Source organism: Hyphobacterium sp. CCMP332 (assembly GCA_014323545.1).
Lineage (GTDB): Bacteria > Bacteroidota > Bacteroidia > Cytophagales > CCMP332 > CCMP332.
In genome coordinates, this window is the sequence record CP058647.1 from 1,319,799 (window position 1) to 1,336,922 (window position 17,124).

17 protein-coding genes are annotated in these 17,124 nt (G+C 38.6%); 7 read left to right on the forward strand and 10 right to left on the reverse strand.

Annotated features, from left to right (window positions below; translation table 11 throughout):
* Nucleotides 1-11: 11 nt before the first annotated feature.
* Genes HZR84_05770 through uvrA form a run of 6 tightly spaced genes read right to left on the reverse strand, consistent with a single transcriptional unit; the run spans nucleotide 12 to nucleotide 8,047 of the window.
* A complete protein-coding gene (locus HZR84_05770) occupies nucleotides 12-1,280 on the reverse strand; it encodes an HlyC/CorC family transporter (protein ID QNL21458.1) in 1,269 nt (422 codons plus the stop codon).
* A 58-nt stretch (nucleotides 1,281-1,338) separates the two neighbouring features.
* Nucleotides 1,339-1,941, reverse strand: coding sequence for an LPS export ABC transporter periplasmic protein LptC (lptC, locus tag HZR84_05775; GenBank protein ID QNL21459.1), 603 nt, complete (start codon nucleotides 1,939-1,941; stop codon nucleotides 1,339-1,341).
* Entirely contained in the window at nucleotides 1,907-3,220 is a 1,314-nt protein-coding gene (locus tag HZR84_05780; protein QNL21460.1) for a tetratricopeptide repeat protein, read from the reverse strand. The genes lptC and HZR84_05780 overlap by 35 nt, the downstream gene beginning before the upstream one ends.
* A 16-nt stretch (nucleotides 3,221-3,236) precedes the next feature.
* Entirely contained in the window at nucleotides 3,237-4,442 is a 1,206-nt protein-coding gene (locus HZR84_05785) for a hypothetical protein (GenBank protein QNL21461.1), read from the reverse strand.
* A gap of 46 nt (nucleotides 4,443-4,488) precedes the next feature.
* Entirely contained in the window at nucleotides 4,489-5,226 is a 738-nt protein-coding gene (locus HZR84_05790) for a type III pantothenate kinase (GenBank protein QNL21462.1), read from the reverse strand.
* A complete protein-coding gene (uvrA, locus tag HZR84_05795) occupies nucleotides 5,219-8,047 on the reverse strand; it encodes an excinuclease ABC subunit UvrA (protein ID QNL21463.1) in 2,829 nt (942 codons plus the stop codon). Before uvrA ends, HZR84_05790 begins: the two co-directional genes overlap by 8 nt.
* A 162-nt stretch (nucleotides 8,048-8,209) precedes the next feature.
* Between uvrA and HZR84_05800 the strand changes: the two genes are divergently transcribed.
* Genes HZR84_05800 through HZR84_05810 form a run of 3 tightly spaced genes read left to right on the forward strand, consistent with a single transcriptional unit; the run spans nucleotide 8,210 to nucleotide 10,319 of the window.
* Complete coding sequence (locus HZR84_05800) at nucleotides 8,210-8,809, forward strand: sigma-70 family RNA polymerase sigma factor (GenBank protein QNL21464.1); 600 nt, start codon at nucleotides 8,210-8,212, stop codon at nucleotides 8,807-8,809.
* Entirely contained in the window at nucleotides 8,784-9,008 is a 225-nt protein-coding gene (locus HZR84_05805) for a hypothetical protein (GenBank protein QNL21465.1), read from the forward strand. The genes HZR84_05800 and HZR84_05805 overlap by 26 nt, the downstream gene beginning before the upstream one ends.
* Before the next feature lie 51 nt (nucleotides 9,009-9,059).
* Nucleotides 9,060-10,319 (forward strand): glycosyltransferase family 4 protein, encoded by a 1,260-nt coding sequence (locus HZR84_05810; GenBank protein QNL21466.1) that lies wholly within the window; start codon nucleotides 9,060-9,062, stop codon nucleotides 10,317-10,319.
* 150 nt (nucleotides 10,320-10,469) lie between these two features.
* Here the strand turns inward: HZR84_05810 and HZR84_05815 are convergent, their stop codons facing one another.
* The gene (locus tag HZR84_05815) at nucleotides 10,470-11,138 is read right to left on the reverse strand and encodes a flavodoxin reductase (protein ID QNL21467.1); all 669 of its coding nucleotides are present in this window, start codon (nucleotides 11,136-11,138) and stop codon (nucleotides 10,470-10,472) included.
* 221 nt (nucleotides 11,139-11,359) lie between these two features.
* Here HZR84_05815 and HZR84_05820 point away from each other — a divergent pair, with 221 nt between their 5' ends.
* The 4 genes from HZR84_05820 to HZR84_05835 all read left to right on the forward strand — a co-directional run bounded on the left by HZR84_05820 (nucleotide 11,360) and on the right by HZR84_05835 (nucleotide 13,924).
* On the forward strand, nucleotides 11,360-12,001 hold the full coding sequence (locus HZR84_05820) for a DUF3800 domain-containing protein (protein ID QNL21468.1): 642 nt from the start codon (nucleotides 11,360-11,362) through the stop codon (nucleotides 11,999-12,001).
* Between the two features lie 308 nt (nucleotides 12,002-12,309).
* Nucleotides 12,310-12,636, forward strand: coding sequence for a multidrug efflux SMR transporter (locus HZR84_05825; GenBank protein QNL21469.1), 327 nt, complete (start codon nucleotides 12,310-12,312; stop codon nucleotides 12,634-12,636).
* A 144-nt stretch (nucleotides 12,637-12,780) separates the two neighbouring features.
* Complete coding sequence (locus tag HZR84_05830; GenBank protein QNL21470.1) at nucleotides 12,781-13,323, forward strand: DUF4287 domain-containing protein; 543 nt, start codon at nucleotides 12,781-12,783, stop codon at nucleotides 13,321-13,323.
* A gap of 64 nt (nucleotides 13,324-13,387) precedes the next feature.
* Nucleotides 13,388-13,924 (forward strand): GNAT family N-acetyltransferase, encoded by a 537-nt coding sequence (locus HZR84_05835; GenBank protein QNL21471.1) that lies wholly within the window; start codon nucleotides 13,388-13,390, stop codon nucleotides 13,922-13,924.
* 11 nt (nucleotides 13,925-13,935) lie between these two features.
* On the opposite strand, the gene HZR84_05840 is transcribed toward HZR84_05835, so the two are convergent.
* From HZR84_05840 to HZR84_05850, 3 genes are read right to left on the reverse strand one after another with little or no spacing between them, the layout of a single operon-like run.
* A complete protein-coding gene (locus HZR84_05840) occupies nucleotides 13,936-14,484 on the reverse strand; it encodes a hypothetical protein (protein ID QNL21472.1) in 549 nt (182 codons plus the stop codon).
* A gap of 40 nt (nucleotides 14,485-14,524) precedes the next feature.
* Nucleotides 14,525-15,094 (reverse strand): sigma-70 family RNA polymerase sigma factor, encoded by a 570-nt coding sequence (locus HZR84_05845; protein ID QNL21473.1) that lies wholly within the window; start codon nucleotides 15,092-15,094, stop codon nucleotides 14,525-14,527.
* Nucleotides 15,095-17,044, reverse strand: coding sequence for an SUMF1/EgtB/PvdO family nonheme iron enzyme (locus HZR84_05850; GenBank protein ID QNL21474.1), 1,950 nt, complete (start codon nucleotides 17,042-17,044; stop codon nucleotides 15,095-15,097).
* Nucleotides 17,045-17,124 lie beyond the last annotated feature (80 nt).

Sequence of the window (17,124 nt, forward strand, 5' to 3'; positions counted from 1 at the left end):
GATAAAAAAGATCAGTCTTCATTTAGCGTGGTTACTCGCACCGTATCGATCCTTGTTTTGTCCATTGTAAGGACGGTTATCTTGTAATTATTAATTGATATCACATCGTTTATTGATGGTATATCTTCATTTACATTTAGTATCAATCCCCCGAGTGTATCGTAATCACCTTCCGGCATTTTTAGATTGTACTTTTCATTAATATGATCTACTTCAAGCCTTGCGCTAAAAAGATAATTCTTATCATCGATCACCTTTTCTATCATTTCTTCGGTATCGTGTTCATCTTTTATATCCCCAAAGATTTCCTCCATAACATCTTCAATGGTCACAATTCCTGAAGTTCCACCAAATTCGTCAACTACCAGGGCTATGCTTTTATTTTCATTGATAAACTGAACCATCAGGTCATTGGCCAACATCGTTTCGGGTACGATATTAATCGCAGTGATGATGTCATCCATCTCCTTGGGTTTCCTATACAAAGCCGATGAGTGGGTATAGCCTAATATATTGTCGATGCTGTCTTTATAAATCAATATTTTAGAATGCCCGCTTTTTATAAATACATCTTTCAAATCTTCTACGCCATCTTCTATATCAATGGCTTTAATCTCGGTGCGGGGAATCATACAATCCCTTACTTTGAGGGTTTTAAATTCGAGTGCATTGTTGAAAATGATCGGATCTACGTCTGAATTTTCATCATCCGATTTTGACATTTCTGAAATGTAATTGTTCAAATCTGTCAATCCAAATACGGGTTTATCTTCTTCGTATTCCAATCGCAAAATATTGCGGATTGAAAATTTCGACATGCCAACAATTACAAAAACAAGCGGAGATAATACATAATAAAAAACGACAGCCGGAATGGCCAGAATCTCCATCAATCGGTTAGGGTTGATCATGAAAATGCTCTTTGGGAGAAATTCTGCCGTAGCCAAAACAATTAGCGTGGAAATGATAGTATTGACCAATAATAAAATCAATTCATTATTTGCATAGACCGGCAAGGTGGTCCTCAACCATGGATCCAGGAGCTGCGTCATTAATATGCCATACAATACCAGAGCAATTGTATTTCCCACCAAAAGCGTGGCAATAAACCGGGAAGGCTTCTTTAAAAAATTGGACAAAATCCGGTCGGAGAATTTGCCCTGACTACCCTGAAGTTCTATGTGGAGCTTATCCGCCGAAACAAAGGCTATTTCATAACCCGAGAAAAAGGCTGAAAAACTCAGCATTAGTACTACTAAAAATACGATCTGTAAATCCAATACTTTTCTAAGTTACAATTTCGTGATATTAAATCCAGAATTTTTCAATAAAGCGGCATTATTTATTGGGATTTTCATCTTCAGGATTATTTATTAAAATACTACCGCGGGGATTTTTGATTTCATAGGTTTCAAAATCCTGTGAAGCTTCAAGGCCGGTTCCCGTTATTTTTTCTCCGTCCTGAATGATGATCACATTCTTGTCGGTATAAATTAATTCTTTGGCGGGATCCCAGTGCAGCTCTTCAGAAAAAAGCGACTTGCTTTGAATTAAATTGTGAATTTTCACATCTCCTGTGGCTGTATAAATCTTTGTTTTGCCATCCAATTTCCCCTTATTGGCTTGCAAGGTGGTTTCCAATACTTCCTCTTTGTTGTAAAATTCAATATAAACGCCCTCGGGAAAAAACCTGTCGCCGTTGCCGTATTCCAATTGTTTTTTAGCCATTAAGCGGACTTTGATCTTAGCCGAATCACTGTAGGTCAGTTCAAAGTTTTCAATTATTGAAATGGGGCCTTCATAGGGACGAAAATCTTTTTCGCTCAAATCCTGATCCCCGCATGAAAGCAGCAAAGCACATACCGCGGCATGTGCTATTGCAATTTGAAAAAATTTGAGTGCCTTTTTACTGTGGCCTTCTTTGTAATTGTACTGTTTCATTGATCCAACAAGAAATGGTAACCTGGTCACCTTCTTTCTTGCCTTGTGTAAATATTTCTTCTATTGACGGAAATTGTGCCTTGGCATTTTGCATCTTGTCTGTATTTCCTGCTTTTGAGTACATGTCATAAGCTGCAATATAGACAGCCCTTGAATCAACTATATTTTCCGCTTTACAATCGTTATAGCTGTTCATATACAAATCACCAATCAGCGAATAAGCATCTTTTGCCTGACCCGGGTCTGCCTGAATTGCTTTAAAGGCATAATTTCTGGCGGTTGATTTTGATCCTTTCTGATAATAAGTCAATGCCAGGTAATAATTGACTTCACCTTTATCCTGTGGTGTTTTAGCCATTTCTACAGCTCTTTCAAAATAGGATATCGCTTTTTCGTAATCACCTTCCGACTGGAACCTTCTTCCAAGATTTTTAGCTAGACCGAAATTGGGTTCGTTTTTATTGATTAGCTCTCCTGCTTCAAGCCAAACCGGGTTATCCGTACATTTTGCCGTCAGCATTCCCGAAAATATTTTCTTGGCCATTTTAAGATCTTCGGGGTTCGCTTTGAATTTCGGCACCCAATTTTTTGATATGAAATCACAATCAATATCCACCAATTTGGCAAGATCATTATCTATTTCATTTTTTACCGATTGCCATTTTTCGACATTTTTACCGCCCTTATTAATGTTAAATTCAACAATGTTATTCACAAAGTCATAGGCTTCAATGATCTGCTCATCTGTTAATTTTGCGCCTGTTTCAACATTGTAGTAGGCTGTTTTAAAGTAATATTTAGCATTGATATAATAAGCATCGTTAGCGTTTAGATCCAGTATTTCCTTATACTTATCTAATAATTCAGCCCTTTTGTCAGGTCGGTTTATCCAATAGGGAAATAGAAAATAACCCATTCTATTCATGACTTCTTTCTTGTCATCACCCCTGTCTATTCTTTCCTGAAGATTTAAGAGGGCAGAATCCTGATAGGCTTTTTGAAGTTCTTTGTCCTCTGTATTTTTTACAAGGGTATTGAATATTTTTTCTCCCTGCTTGTAAAGTGAATAGGATGAATTATCCAAATCCGGTGCATTAGTATACAACCAGTTCCAGTGTTTTTGTGCTTTATCTTCCTGATCCGAATTGATCAAATCATTCATCAGGGTATATTCTGTTTGTGCCCTTGCTTTATCCTCGGGCCAATTCAATTGAATCTGCGCTTCTAAGCTGTAAGATATTGCCAAAAAGATCAATATGAATATCTTAGTAAATTTCATTTTCTGCGTGTTTTATTTAATCTAATTTAAATCTTCTAAACCAATTTGGGTCGTTTATAGTAAATCCAAAAGAAACCCTTGCAAAATTTTCTAAAATCAAATTATTTTCCAAAGTTCCTCTTCTTCCAATAGTTAGACCAATATTTAGGAAGTTTATTTTGTTTATAGGCATAGACATTCCAAAATTCATACCAATTTCATCAAATGTGCCCTGATCCAGTTCAAACATAAAGGGATCGTAGTACAAACCCATTCTATAAATAGACCGTGCAAAAACATTACTTACCGAGCGATAATTTGGCACGTATTCAAGGCCCAACCTGTAATTCAACACATCAATGCCTTTTGGGTTTTCAAAATTTGAATCAAATTGCGACCATGGGGTGTAATTAATGTCCAGGGAAACGCCCCATGCATTGGCCCTTTTCAGTCCTATTCCCAGCGTAAATGATTGTGGCACTTTTGTAATATAGTCGTCGGTTAGAAATGTGTCTTCTGTTAGTGATAAACCGAGAGCTTGCGTTTGACCGGAAATAAATACATCCGTGTTATAATCAATATTAGATTTGTATGTCAAGCCTATACCCAATGCTGTGCGGCCGATTGAATCCAGTTTTACGCTGTAAAAAGCACCAAGTTTATATCCAAAACCCCGGTAATTTTCACGCTTTAGAAGTACATTTTGAAAAAATGGATCTATCTGATTTAAACCAAATCTGCTCTCAACTTCCCGCCGGCCAAATCCATAGGATGCCTCGGCACCGATGGATAAATTTTTTCGAAGCTCTATGCCATTTCCAAAGAATACGGTATTTATCCCCCCATTGCCCGTTTCATTGACAAGCAATTGATTTGAAGAATCACCAACAACTGTTTCTGAATATAATCTTTGAAAAGAAATGATCGAACTTGGGCGAATTCCCAGCGAACTGGTCCAGTGCTTTGTAATTGGGAAAGCAAAAATGCCATAAGAAGGTGTGGCACCAACTGCGCGTTGCGATTCGGTGGAGGTTTTCATTGTTTTATATTGGTAAAGAAGCCCTCCTTCAAAACCCACCACCTTATTAAAACTCAAAAGTGCGGGATTCTGAAAATTGATAAAACGGTAATCGGGTAATCCTACTCCTGCACCACCAATTCCCTGATTTCTTACTGTGCCTTCCATTAACACATCGCCGATTCCATATCTGGAATAAGGCGAGTTCCCAATGCCTTGCGACATCAGTGACTGTATAAATACTAATGAAAATAATACGGCTAAAAGCCTGTTAATGAGAATCATGAAATGATAGAATACTGATTAAACCCTCCAGTATTAAGTTTTCGCGCGCAAAGATGTTGCCTTTTAAATTAGATTCAAAGTATTTTCTATCTCCGCCTCCAATTAGGACGATTAATTCTTCATGTTTATTGTTTAATTCATCAATAAAAGCCTGCGTTTCAAATATTATCCCATTCAATACCCCATTTTTAATGGAATCTTGTGTGCTTTTACCCGGAAAATTTATTTTTTCATTTTCAAATTCCACATGAGGTAAATTGCCCGTCATTTTGTTTAAGGCCTCAAATCGCATTTTGATGCCCGGACTTATGGCCCCGCCATGATAAACCGATTTGTTATCAAGAAAATCGTAGGTAATGCATGTTCCAGCATCAATGACAAGTACATTTTTGCCGGAATATAAACTATGGGCAGCAGCTACTGCTGCAATTCTGTCATCGCCCAAACTTTGTGGCGTATGATAATCCAGTTTAAAGGGCAATTTGAGCAGGTAATTGCAACGGATAAAGTTCAGGCCCTTTTCATAAAGCACTTCCTCCAATTCCTTGCTGTTCTTTTGAACATCCGAATATATGCTTTGATCGATGGGGCCTGCCTGTTGAATAAAATCTTTTAATTCCTTAAAATTTGAGAATATCCTTGCATCGGAAACGTCTTTACTACCATTTTTAACGATGGCCGCCTTTATTCTGGAATTCCCCCTGTCGATTAATAGACTATACATATTCCTGTTGATATTTTTCCTTTAAAAACGAGGCGGTATAACCCGATTCGCTTTTTATTAAGGCTTCAGGTGTACCTGTAAATATGACCTTTCCTCCATGATCACCACCTTCAGGACCGAGATCAATTATCCAGTCGGCCGACTGTATGACATCCAGATTGTGCTCGATCAATAAGACGGTATGGCCTTGATTAATCAGGGCCTGCAGGGATTTTAAAAGTTTTTGTATGTCGTGAAAATGTAATCCGGTGGTAGGTTCATCAAAAATGAAAAGGATTTTATTTGCACTACTCGATTTACTTAAAAATGAAGCCAGTTTTACCCTTTGTGCCTCTCCTCCACTGAGCGTGTTGGAAGATTGGCCCAGGGTGATGTATCCCAAACCCACCTCCTGTAAAGGGCTGAGTTTATTGATTATGGATTTTTCTTTTTCAAAAAAATCGATGGCCTCATCCACCGTCAATTCCAGAATATCCGAAATGCTTTTGCCATTATACTCTACTTCCAGGACATCGCTTTTGAATCGTTTACCTTTACAGTTATCGCATTTTAAGATAATGTCAGCCATAAACTGCATTTCTATTTTTATGGTGCCTTCTCCCTGGCATTCCTCGCATCGCCCGCCATCTACGTTGAATGAGAAATACGCAGGTTTATAAGCTCTGGCCTTCGATAATTGCTGATCGGCGTATAAATTCCGAATCGCATCGTAAGCTTTGATATAAGTCACCGGATTTGATCTCGATGATTTGCCAATAGGATTCTGATCTACAAATTCCACCTGCCCTATTTTTTTCCAATCTCCCGAAATCATGGAATTTTCTCCGCTTCCAGGCAATATGCCATCTATCATTCTGCCCAATTGTGGGTAAATGATATCCGAAATCAATGTGCTTTTTCCACTTCCGCTCACACCACTTACCACAGTCAGGATATTTAAAGGAATATCGACTTCTACATTTTTTAGATTGTGTTTTCTGGCACCTTTAATGCTTATTTTATTTTTCCATGGACGAGGATTGGCATTTAATGGAAGTGTTTCTTCCCCCAATAAAAATCTTGTGGTATGGGTTTTTTCGCCTTTTTTCATGGCTTCAAATGTGCCTTGAAAAACCAATTCCCCGCCTAATACGCCAGCATCCGGCCCGATGTCAATGATTTGATCGGCTGCTCGCATTATTTCTTCTTCATGCTCCACAACAATCACTGAATTCCCCAAGTCTCGCAAATGTTTAAGAATATTTATAAGCCTTTTGGTATCGCGGGGATGCAATCCTATGCTGGGTTCATCCAGAATATACATGGATCCCACCAGGGCACTACCCAATGAGGTGGCGAGTTTTATTCTTTGAAATTCCCCCCCGGAAAGTGTTGAAGTCAAACGGTTCAAGGTCAAATACTCAAGACCCACCTGCTTGAGATATTTTAAACGGTACTGAATTTCTTTAAAAAGCCGTTCTGCAATCGACTTTTCGTTTTCACTCAGTTCTATCTCGTTAAAAAACTCATTCAATTTCAAAACAGACATCAATACCAAATCGGTGATGGATTTATCATTGATTTTAACATAGGAGGCGTCTTTTCTCAGCCTGGTGCCACGGCAATCCGGGCATTCCATTCTTCCCCTGTATCGCGACAAAAGAACCCTGTACTGAATTTTATGCAGTTTGGATTCAATAAATTTAAAAAAGTAACTTATTCCTTTTACCCCATCAGCGCCTTCCCAAAGCAGGGTCTTTTCTTCTTCGCTCAAATCGCTGTAGGCCCTGTGCGCAGGAAAATCGTATTTCTCAACGGCCGCAATTACAAAATTATCTTTCCATTTCTTTAAGGTCTCCCCTTTCCAGGGTGCCACGGCGCCTTCAAATACCGAAAGCGAGTGATCGGGAATGACCAGATCGGGATCGATACCCAAAACTTTGCCAAAACCTTCGCATTTTCTGCAGGCCCCGTAGGGATTATTGAATGAAAAGAAATTGACGCTGGGTTCTTCAAAAACCATCCCGTCGGCCTCAAAAGACTCACTGAATTCGTGTTTCTGATCATCGATAACAATAAAACAACTGCCCTCTCCTTCGAAAAATGCCGTCTGAATGGAATCCGTCAGGCGAAAAAGAAAATCTTCATCTTCCTTTTTTACCGCATCTCTGTCGATGATGATTTCCACTTCCTCGTGTTTGGGTTTTTCGCCCTTTTCGATCATATCTTCTATGAAAGAAATCTCCTTTTCATTTAAACGCACCCTGGTATAGCCTTTTGACAAAAGGATTTTGAGTTCATCCGATATTGTTCGGCCTTTTCGTTTGATCAAGGGCGTAGTAATGACAAATCGCTCGCCTTCTTTTCTGGAGCTGATGAATTCCACCACATCTTCCACATTGTGTTTTTCCACGATTTCACCGGAAATGGGAGAATATGTTTTCCCTATTCTCGCAAAAAGCAATTTCATGTAATCGTAGATTTCCGTGCTGGTTCCAATGGTGGACCTTGGATTTTTTGTGCTCACTTTTTGCTCAATGGCAATGGCCGGTGCCACGCCTTTGATATAATCCACCTCCGGTTTTTCCATTCGGCCCAAAAACTGCCTGGCATAGGAAGAAAGGCTTTCAACGTACATACGTTGCCCCTCTGCAAAGAGCGTATCAAAAGCCAAAGAAGACTTTCCGGAACCCGATACTCCGGTGACTACGATTAGCTTATTTCTTGGAATGGCCACATCCAGGGATTTGAGGTTATTGACATTGGCCCCTTTTATGATGATAAAATCCTTAGGATCAAGGCTTTCCAGTGGTTTTTTCTTTGTAATTGCTGTTTCCGGCATGTAAGATTTAGGCTAAATTCGATCTTAATTTCGCAAATGAACAAAAAATAAATACTTGACATTGTCATTTTGTTTAATCACCTTTGAATTTGTTCTAAAAATTTTAACCCTAAAAACACTCTATGATATAAAGCTCTACGTTACCAATTTGTGACATACGAGATGAAAAACTATCAAATAGAAGATTCACAACTCCTTTCGCTTTATAAGAACGGTGATGAAGAGGCTTTTAAGATATTACTAGAGAAACACAAGAACAGGGTTTATACCACCATTTTTCTTATTGTTAAAGATCGCTACGTAGCAGAAGATCTGTCTCAGGACGTATTTATAAAAGTCGTCAAAACCATTAAAAACGGAAAATACAATGAAGAGGGTAAATTTTTGCCCTGGTTATTGAGAATAAGCCACAATCTTGCGATTGATTATTTCAGAAAGCAAAAACGCAATCCAACCATCATTACGGAAGATGGAGGCAATATTTTCAATTCTTTGGCCTTCGCCGAAGACTCCGTTGAATCCAATCGAATAAATAAAGAGACCCATAAGAAAATAAGAGAGCTAATTAAGACGTTACCTAAAGCACAGAGGGAAGTATTAATTATGCGACACTTTACCGATATGAGTTTCAAGGAAATAGCAGAGGCTACTGATGTCAGCATAAATACTGCTCTGGGCAGAATGAGATATGCATTAATTAATCTCAGAAAAAAGCTGAAACAACACAATATAGCCTATGATCAAAACAATTACCCAAGATGATTTAATTAAATATGTCTACGGCGAGACGAATTCTGAAGAGAATGAACAGATTGAAATTTCGTTGAGTTTAGATGAAGAGTTAAAAAACGACCTTTCGGATTTTACCTTTATTAAAAATGAAATTAAAAAGATAGATCTTTCTCCGTCACAAAGAATGGTTGACAATCTGATCTTCTTTTCTAAAAATTACAGCGCTTAGATATATTATTTGCTCATTGTAATCCTCATGGCTTTATCTTTGAATTGAGTTATGAGGATTTTTTTTATCCATCAGTTCTACAGAACGCCCGAAGAAGGTGGAGGCATCCGTTCCTGGTATGTCACAAGGGCTTTGCAAAAAGCAGGGCATGAGGTGACTATAGTTGCAGGTCAAATGAGCGCACGTGACGAGCCTTCGGCTGTCAGTGCAAGCGAGAAACGTGACGAGCCTTCGGCTGTCAGTGAGAATGAAGAGCGACTGCCTACGTTAAAACTTCGGCAGCTAAAAAGACGGGAGGCGAAAGTATATGAAGCAGAAAGACCGGAAGACGGTGTGGAAGTGATACGCCTGCCTGTTGGTTGGGACAATTCCATGTCTTTTTGGGAGAGGATCAAAGCCTTTTTGAAATTTCTATACCTGGCAAGAAAAGAAGCCAAAAAGCATGAATATGATATGGTTTATGCTGTTTCGGTTCCTTTGAGTAGCGGTCTTCTCGCCATGTGGACAAAAAAACCCTTTCTTTTTGAAGTCGGCGATCTCTGGCCCGATGTGCCAATACAAATGCGAATTCTTAAAAACCCTCTGCTCAAAATGCTAAGCAAAAGGCTTGAAAAAAAGATATACAAAAAAGCCGATCTGATCATTTCGCTTTCCTTGGACATACAAAGACATATTTATCAGAAATGGCCCTATACAGCGAATATTGTAGTAGAAAATTTTGCCGATCTGGCAATGTTCAAGAAACAAAAAGATGAATCTTCCCAAAATTCTGATATTATCTGTACGTATGTTGGGACGGCTGGTATGGCCAATGATTTGATGCAAATGGTAGAGCTCGCCAAAGTCGCTGAAAAGCAATTTCCTAAAATTCGCTTTTATCTGATGATCGCCGGGAAAGAAGAAGAAAAAATAAAAAACTCTGCGCCTTCCAATGTACACTTTATCGATTATGGAAATAAAGAAAAAGTGGCCGGGCTGTTGGCTCGCAGCGATTTCAATTTTGTCACTTATGCCCAATACCCGATTCTGGGCACGGGTTCACCGAATAAGTTTTTTGACGGCCTCGCCGCCGGATGCATTTCTGTGATCAATGTTAAAGGCTGGATAGAAGAGCTGATTATAAAAGAAAAAGCAGGAATTTACTGGGATGTAAGCGATCCAATGGCCCTCCTCAATTCAATTCAAAACATCACCGAAGACTCCGATCTAAAACATACCTACCAATTCAATGCTTTAAATCTGGCCGAGCGTTTCGACAAAGACATACTTGTACATAGAATTGTTCAACAAATTGAAGTGCGCTTCGAGTAATAAGGAATAAACAGTAAACAATACGAAGCCAGTGTAAATAATTAACATTTCACTTTTAATTCTTAATTATCGACCATAGAACTTAGACCATCGACCATTGTCCAATAACCATTAACTATTACCTATTCACTTTAAACCATTAACTTTTTTCTACTCCTCGAATACGACCGACTCAGCATTTGCACCTAACTCTTTAAGGTAACCAATCATCGCCTCATTAAATTTATCCGGCCCGCAGACATAAAAGTGCTGGTCAAAATCGGAGATATGTTTTTTCAGAAAATCCTTATCTATTCTTCCTTCGGGATGATCCGTATTCCCATTATCATCGAGGATATTGATAAAGTTTTCACCCAAAAGCGTATGCAACTCATCTTTAAGAATAATATCCTCAGGACTTTTATTCGCGAAAATCAATTTATGCCCCGCCAAATTATCTTCTCTTTGCAGATGTCTTAAGATGGCGATAAAAGGCGTAATTCCAGCGCCTCCGGCTAAAAATACTCCTTTGCCTTTGTATTCTATGGCGCCCCAGGCATCGCCGATCTCAAAAGAATCTCCCGTTTTGACCTTTCGCAATTCATTGGTCACACCCTCATGCGAGGGATAGGTTTTAATGGTAAATTCCAGATGTTCCCCTCCGGGCAGACTGGTAAATGTAAATGGCCTTTTCTCATCCTCCCAGCCCTCTTTTAGAATCGACAATTCGGTAGCCTGACCCGGCTTAAATTGATAATCTTTGGGTTTGGTGGTGACAAAAGAAAAAGTATCATGCGTTCTTTCCTTGATCTCCACGACTTGTATTTTATAAGTGCTCATATCTAAATAACAGCATAAGTGCACCAAAGTTTAAAAAGACCTATTTCGCATCTCTTCACTTACGAGTCGGATAAAGAAATAAAATTTCTTAAAATTAAAATAAGCTTTGCGCTTTTTTATTAAATTTATCTGAAATCAAACGTTTGTAATTGATTGTAATCGTTTTATGCACTTTATACAGACGTTAGCACTCATTAAAAAAAGACAAACAAAGGTAAATCGTGAGTATAATTTTTGGCTTTTCAGATGAATCAGGAGAATACAAACCTATAAGGTCTAAAAAATTCGTTGGCAAAGTCCCATATTATGTTCGTGGAACAATGTTGATTAATGCCGAGAATTGGAAAGAGCTATTCAACAGATTTAACTACATAAAAAGAAAACACAAACTTCCAGACGAAGAAGTAAAGTGGTCATACTTATGGTCGCTAAGAAGCCATCAAAGAACAGGGAACGCAGTTAAAGAAAGGGATGATTACTTTTTCCTAAAAGACTTTGATTACCATCAGTTAATTGACTATGTGCAAGAGACTCTGAACATTCTCAATCAAATACAAAGTGCTGAAGTAATTTTAACTCTAACATCGAACAAAGCAAATAACAAATTCAATCTTGATTATCTTTTTGAAATGCATATTCGATCGCTCCTTCAGAGAACAGAATATGGCTTAAATGGAAATACTAACGGTTTTGCCACACTCTTTTTCGACCCTATCGATAATAAAGTGAGTAAAAGGCTAAGAGATACATATCAGAAAATCTATAAATCGGGTGATTTTGTAAAAGAATACAAACACCTGAAAGACAGTCTTAACCTTGAATTCTCGCATCATAGCGTTGGAATACAAATGGCACTTCATTAGTGGATGCGCTATAGGCTATTTGAAACAATACTCACGAAGCATACAGATATTTAATGAAAGTATTAAACCAAACTTGAGAATGTATAAAGGAAATATTCTTGGGGCAGGAATAATTGAAGTGCCAACAAGTAAGGACCTCCGAGAAGAAATTGAATTAATAATAAAAGAAAATAACGAGTGCTAACATCGGCTAAGATAAATACCTTACCCACTAAGGCGTTTACTTATCTTAACCTAAACGTTGGCCCTAATGTAATAACATACCGAAGTTGATAATTGCCAGACTATACAAAATGAAATAATTCCGAATGAATTGGATACTATTAATAATTGCCGGACTCTTTGAAGTCGCTTTTGCTACTTGCCTTGGAAAAGCGAAAGAAACAACAGGAATTGAAACCACATATTGGTACATAGGTTTCTTAGTTTGCCTGGCAATAAGTATGTTGCTTCTTGTAAAAGCGACTCAAGAACTGCCGATTGGTATAGCATATGCCGTTTGGACAGGAATTGGTGCCTTAGGGACAGTTCTGGTTGGAATATTGATTTTTAAAGAACCAGCAACCTTTTGGCGACTATTTTTCATTGCGACTTTAATTGCTTCAATTGTCGGACTGAAAGTAGTTTCACATTAAAAAAGAAAAGGACTTAAGCCAACACTTAAAAGAAACAATCCCAAATACCTAAAACTCACGAAGTTTTTTATTCCCGCCAACGAAAAAACATTGAAGGCTTTAATTTCCTATCTTGAAGCTTAATAATCACTAATCCCCCTTGCAATGGATAAGGCACTGCAAAGCATGATCGAAAATATGCCTGAGAAAACAGGCAAATCACTCGATGAATGGAAATCCATATTAAAGAAAAAAAATTTTGCCAAACATTCCGAAGCGGTAATTTTTCTCAAAAGTGAACACAAGGTTACGCATGGCTTTGCCAATACCATTGTGTCTCTCTCAAAAAATGAAAATAAATCTGAAAACGATCTTGTATCTGAACAATACCGGGGGAAGGAAGACCTTTTTAAGATTTATAAGAAAATTATTCAATCAATAAGTGATTTTGGAGATGATGTGAAAATAAGCCCTAAGAAAACGGAAGTGAGTCTGGACCGAAAAAAGAAATTTGCGGTCATCAAGGCAGGCACAAAAACGAGGATTGACCTGGGATTGAAACTCAAAGGAAAGCCATTTACCGAACGTCTTGAAAATTCAGGGCCATTTGGTACCATGTGCACACACCGCGTAAAATTGACAGGTATCAGCGAGGTGGATGCTGAGTTAATCAATTGGCTCAAAGAAGCCTACGAGGAGGCCTCCTAAAAAAGACAGCTGTTCACGTTTCTGTTCCAATTTGCATCATTAAAAATCCAAATAATTTTTTTATATGAAATTCCTGATCGAAACAGAACGATTGCTCTTAAGGGATATAAAACCCGGGGATAAGGAAGACATGTTTCGACTGCACAGCCATCCTGAAGTGCAAAAATATACGGGAGAAGCACCGATGGACTCTATTGAAGCCATGGAAGAAGCCATTAAGACAAGATCGGCCGATTATAAAAAATTCGGCTATGGGCGATGGGCTACCTTTATCAAAGAGGGTATGCATTTTATTGGCTGGTCCGGTTTGGCCTATCTGCCTGAATTTGATGAAATTGATCTGGGTTATCGCTTTTTACCGGAATACTGGGGCAAGGGCTATGCCACCGAAGCCTCTCAGGCCATCCTTCAATACGGATTTAATACCCTTCAATTAAAAAGGATTATCGCCATTGCCATGAAGGAAAACAAAGCCTCCATTCGAGTGATGGAAAAAGTAGGGATGAAATTTGAAAAATACGCACCCTATGAACCCGGTTCTGAAGATGTAGCCTGGTATGCCTCCGATAAAGCGCTTTTTGCAAAAAACAATCCAGCCTAATTTCATGTAGCTTAAGGTGCGCTGCTGAGTATATCCAGAAGTTCCCGCTGCTCTGAAAGATTGCTTCCCTGTAATATTTCTTCCTTTTTAACAACCGCTTCATTGTTCACGCTAATGTACACCGGTACTTCTATCCTTCTGATATTCTCGATGAACAAAGTGTCCCTAATTATTTTATCCACAAATACGGTATCTATTTTCGGCTCGGTCTGCACGATTTTTGGTTTTTCTACAATTATCGTCTCCGGTTTGTTGATCCAAAATCCAATCAACAACAGTACAAGCATTAGCGGTACTGCCGCATAAGCGGGCAGTTTATAATCCAAGGCCATTTGCCACCAGCTGGGATTGGCAAGTCTCAGGGACTTATCGAGCTTTCTTTTTACCTCTCTGCCGGGTGAGAATTTATTTTCCGATGCCATCACTACCATTTTTCGGTAGGATTCATAAGCATTTTTGCTTCCAAATTCTTCTTTGACCAAATTCAACTCTTCCTCATTAAGCTGATCGTAGCTTTTGGTTTTTATGAGTTGGTCCAAATATTTTTCTTTGTCTTTCATGATAAATCTTTAATTATCAAATATTTCAATCAATGAAGATTTAATGTTGATCAATCTTCATTTTTTCCGATAGCGTTTTTCTGATTTTAAATAATCTTGTTTTGACCGTTCCCTCCGGAATGTCATAAATCTCTGCTAATTCTTTAATGTTCATCTCTTCCTGATAGCGCATCAGAAAAAGAGATCTCAGCTCTTCATCCAATAGATTCAAATTTTCAATTAAAAAGTCAAGCTGAATTTCCTCATCCATCTTTTGCTCTACTCGGGGTTCGCTCATCGTTTCCGTCATTCCTTCCGAATTTAACATTTCATCCTGATAGGCTTTTCTTCTGTAGGCATTTTTACACATGTTAAAAGCACTTTTGAAAATCCAGGCTTTGAACTGAAATTCCGGATTGAAAAGCCCCGGTCTGTGAATCATTTTTAAAAAAAGATCGTGAAGACTGTCCTCGGATAATTCCCTGTCGTTCCAAAGCATTTTCATGAAATAGCCAAAAAGCCGTCTTTTATATCGCGCATAAATAGTATCAAAAGCGCGATGGTCGCCGTTTTGAAACAGGACCATCAGCTCTTCATCACTTTTTTCTTTGTATCTGGTTAGAAATCCCAATTATTCTTCAATTACTTCCATGAAGATACGGAATCCCACTCGTGGATCGGAGGCCTCGTATTGCATTACACTCCTAACCGTACTTTCATGAGGTGGGTGATCCCAACTTCCACCCATTGCTTTTCCTTTTTCATCGATCATTTCGGCTATATTGCCAATCACATCGTAAAGCCCCATGTCATTTGAAAAATAGGTTCCGACGGGCGAGGTTAAAGCAAAACCATCTCCTTTAATTCCCGAAGGACAAATGACATCCACAGGCGTTTTAATATTGGCCAGATAGCAGCCTTTTTCGTTCATTATCATTTTGCGATAGCTAAACCAATCACCCGCAAACCATGGATACCAAATGCTATCGTATTCGGCAAGGCTATAATACTTCCAATCTTTCACCTTGGCATCCACATACGGGGCAGCTTTTACCTTATTTTCCTCAAATACCCATGACTGAAAGGGTCTGTAACCCAGGGCGGCCATGCTCCACTCATTGCGGGTCGGCAAACGGAATTTTACCTTATTGAATTTCCTCCCTTTTTGCTGGTTGTATTGTACCGTGAGCCATTCGCAATAGAGAATTGCCGCTTCATGGCTGAGATCCATAACAGGGTATTTGCTAAAATTTTCTTTAAATGAATTATGCGAATAATGATAGTTTCTGTGAAATACTTTGTTTACCCCATCGTATTTATCCAGATTGAAACTGGCTTTTTCCAAAAGATCATCGTAATTGTGATCGCGCAAATAATTGAGAAAAAGCTCGTATTCTTCATTGCTCACCTCTGTTTCATAGCCGTAGATATTGTCTTTTATCTTGTTAAATCCTTTTTCCAGTTCTTTTATTTCGAGTTCAATGGAAACAAAATTTCTATTGCTCGAATTTTCCGATAAGAGCATTTGAATCCTTGCGCTGACATTGGATCGCCGGGCGAGCATCTGAATATTTGAAACCCAATACTCCGCTTTTTCCGTTTCATTTCTTTTGGTGTAATACTCGCGCAAAAGATAAAATGGAATAATATAATTGCTTTCCAGATTTCTTCCGGTAGAGTATTTCGGCTCTCCTGAAAAATCTACTTTCAAATAATCCAATAGGAAGCGCTCTTCAATATTTTGCTTTAAAAGCGAATAGTTATCAAAAGGTTTTTCGCTGAGGCGAGAGGTCAGGCCAACTACATAAAGCCGGTCCTGTTCCTCTTTAAGACTTTTTTGGGGAATGGTCAGGGCATAATAAAAATCTTTGCTCTTATTCAATGCCACCAAATCGCTAATCGAAGCTCCGTTTTCCCAATTAAGCTGATTACTCAGAAATTTGAATCGCGTGTATTCAGGGTTTTCGAGCAATTCCAGGTTTAACACCAATACATCTTTCCTTACGCTCATCACATCCTGTAATATCCAGAGGGGTATGGATGAATTTTCACTTTCTGTAAAGAGAATGCCATCATCACCAACCGACATCAAAACATTGTAGGAATAATTGAGCAAAGAGGGCAAAACCATTCCCATGCGAAATATTCGTTCCGCAAAGTCCCGGTTTCGCTCATTTCTCATTTCTGATAAAATATAGCGCTCCGCCGGAAATTCATTCGCCAATGAATTTTTTAGTGTTTTTTCGAGATTTTGAATGCCCGAAGGTGACCAGCCTTCCTTGCGAAACTGACAATAATAATAGGCTTTGGAATCGGGATGTAATTCCTGAACACTCTGAAGTATCAGATTTTTGTTTTCAATTGATAAATTGGCCAGTTCCGCAGCTTTGTAAGTTTGAATCCAGGCTTCCTCATCCTCTGGTTCGGCATCAAGATATGACCTCCAATTTCTGTATTGATCGAGATACCAACCATTTGAATAGCTTTGATTCAAAGTAGAAGGGATTGGCTCGGGTCGGGCTGTCGCAAATAATTCTTGCAAGGGCCAGATGAGCGAGAGAATAATAATTAGCTTTTTCATTGTTTCGTGTTTTTGCATTTCCGAAATGCATATACACATGAAAAAGACGGGCGTTCATTTTTTTTAAATAAATTTTTGGC

Coding starts and splice junctions, on each gene's coding strand:
- lptC (QNL21459.1), bottom strand. CDS start 1,941: ATGAAACAGTACAATTACAAAGAAGGCCACAGTAAAAAGGCACTCAAA.
- HZR84_05780 (QNL21460.1), bottom strand. CDS start 3,220: ATGAAATTTACTAAGATATTCATATTGATCTTTTTGGCAATATCTTAC.
- HZR84_05785 (QNL21461.1), bottom strand. CDS start 4,442: ATGTCGCAAGGCATTGGGAACTCGCCTTATTCCAGATATGGAATCGGC.
- HZR84_05790 (QNL21462.1), bottom strand. CDS start 5,226: ATGTATAGTCTATTAATCGACAGGGGGAATTCCAGAATAAAGGCGGCC.
- uvrA (QNL21463.1), bottom strand. CDS start 8,047: ATGCCGGAAACAGCAATTACAAAGAAAAAACCACTGGAAAGCCTTGAT.
- HZR84_05800 (QNL21464.1), top strand. CDS start 8,210: ATGAAAAACTATCAAATAGAAGATTCACAACTCCTTTCGCTTTATAAG.
- HZR84_05805 (QNL21465.1), top strand. CDS start 8,784: ATGATCAAAACAATTACCCAAGATGATTTAATTAAATATGTCTACGGC.
- HZR84_05810 (QNL21466.1), top strand. CDS start 9,060: ATGAGGATTTTTTTTATCCATCAGTTCTACAGAACGCCCGAAGAAGGT.
- HZR84_05815 (QNL21467.1), bottom strand. CDS start 11,138: ATGAGCACTTATAAAATACAAGTCGTGGAGATCAAGGAAAGAACGCAT.
- HZR84_05825 (QNL21469.1), top strand. CDS start 12,310: ATGAATTGGATACTATTAATAATTGCCGGACTCTTTGAAGTCGCTTTT.
- HZR84_05830 (QNL21470.1), top strand. CDS start 12,781: ATGGATAAGGCACTGCAAAGCATGATCGAAAATATGCCTGAGAAAACA.
- HZR84_05835 (QNL21471.1), top strand. CDS start 13,388: ATGAAATTCCTGATCGAAACAGAACGATTGCTCTTAAGGGATATAAAA.
- HZR84_05840 (QNL21472.1), bottom strand. CDS start 14,484: ATGAAAGACAAAGAAAAATATTTGGACCAACTCATAAAAACCAAAAGC.
- HZR84_05850 (QNL21474.1), bottom strand. CDS start 17,044: ATGAAAAAGCTAATTATTATTCTCTCGCTCATCTGGCCCTTGCAAGAA.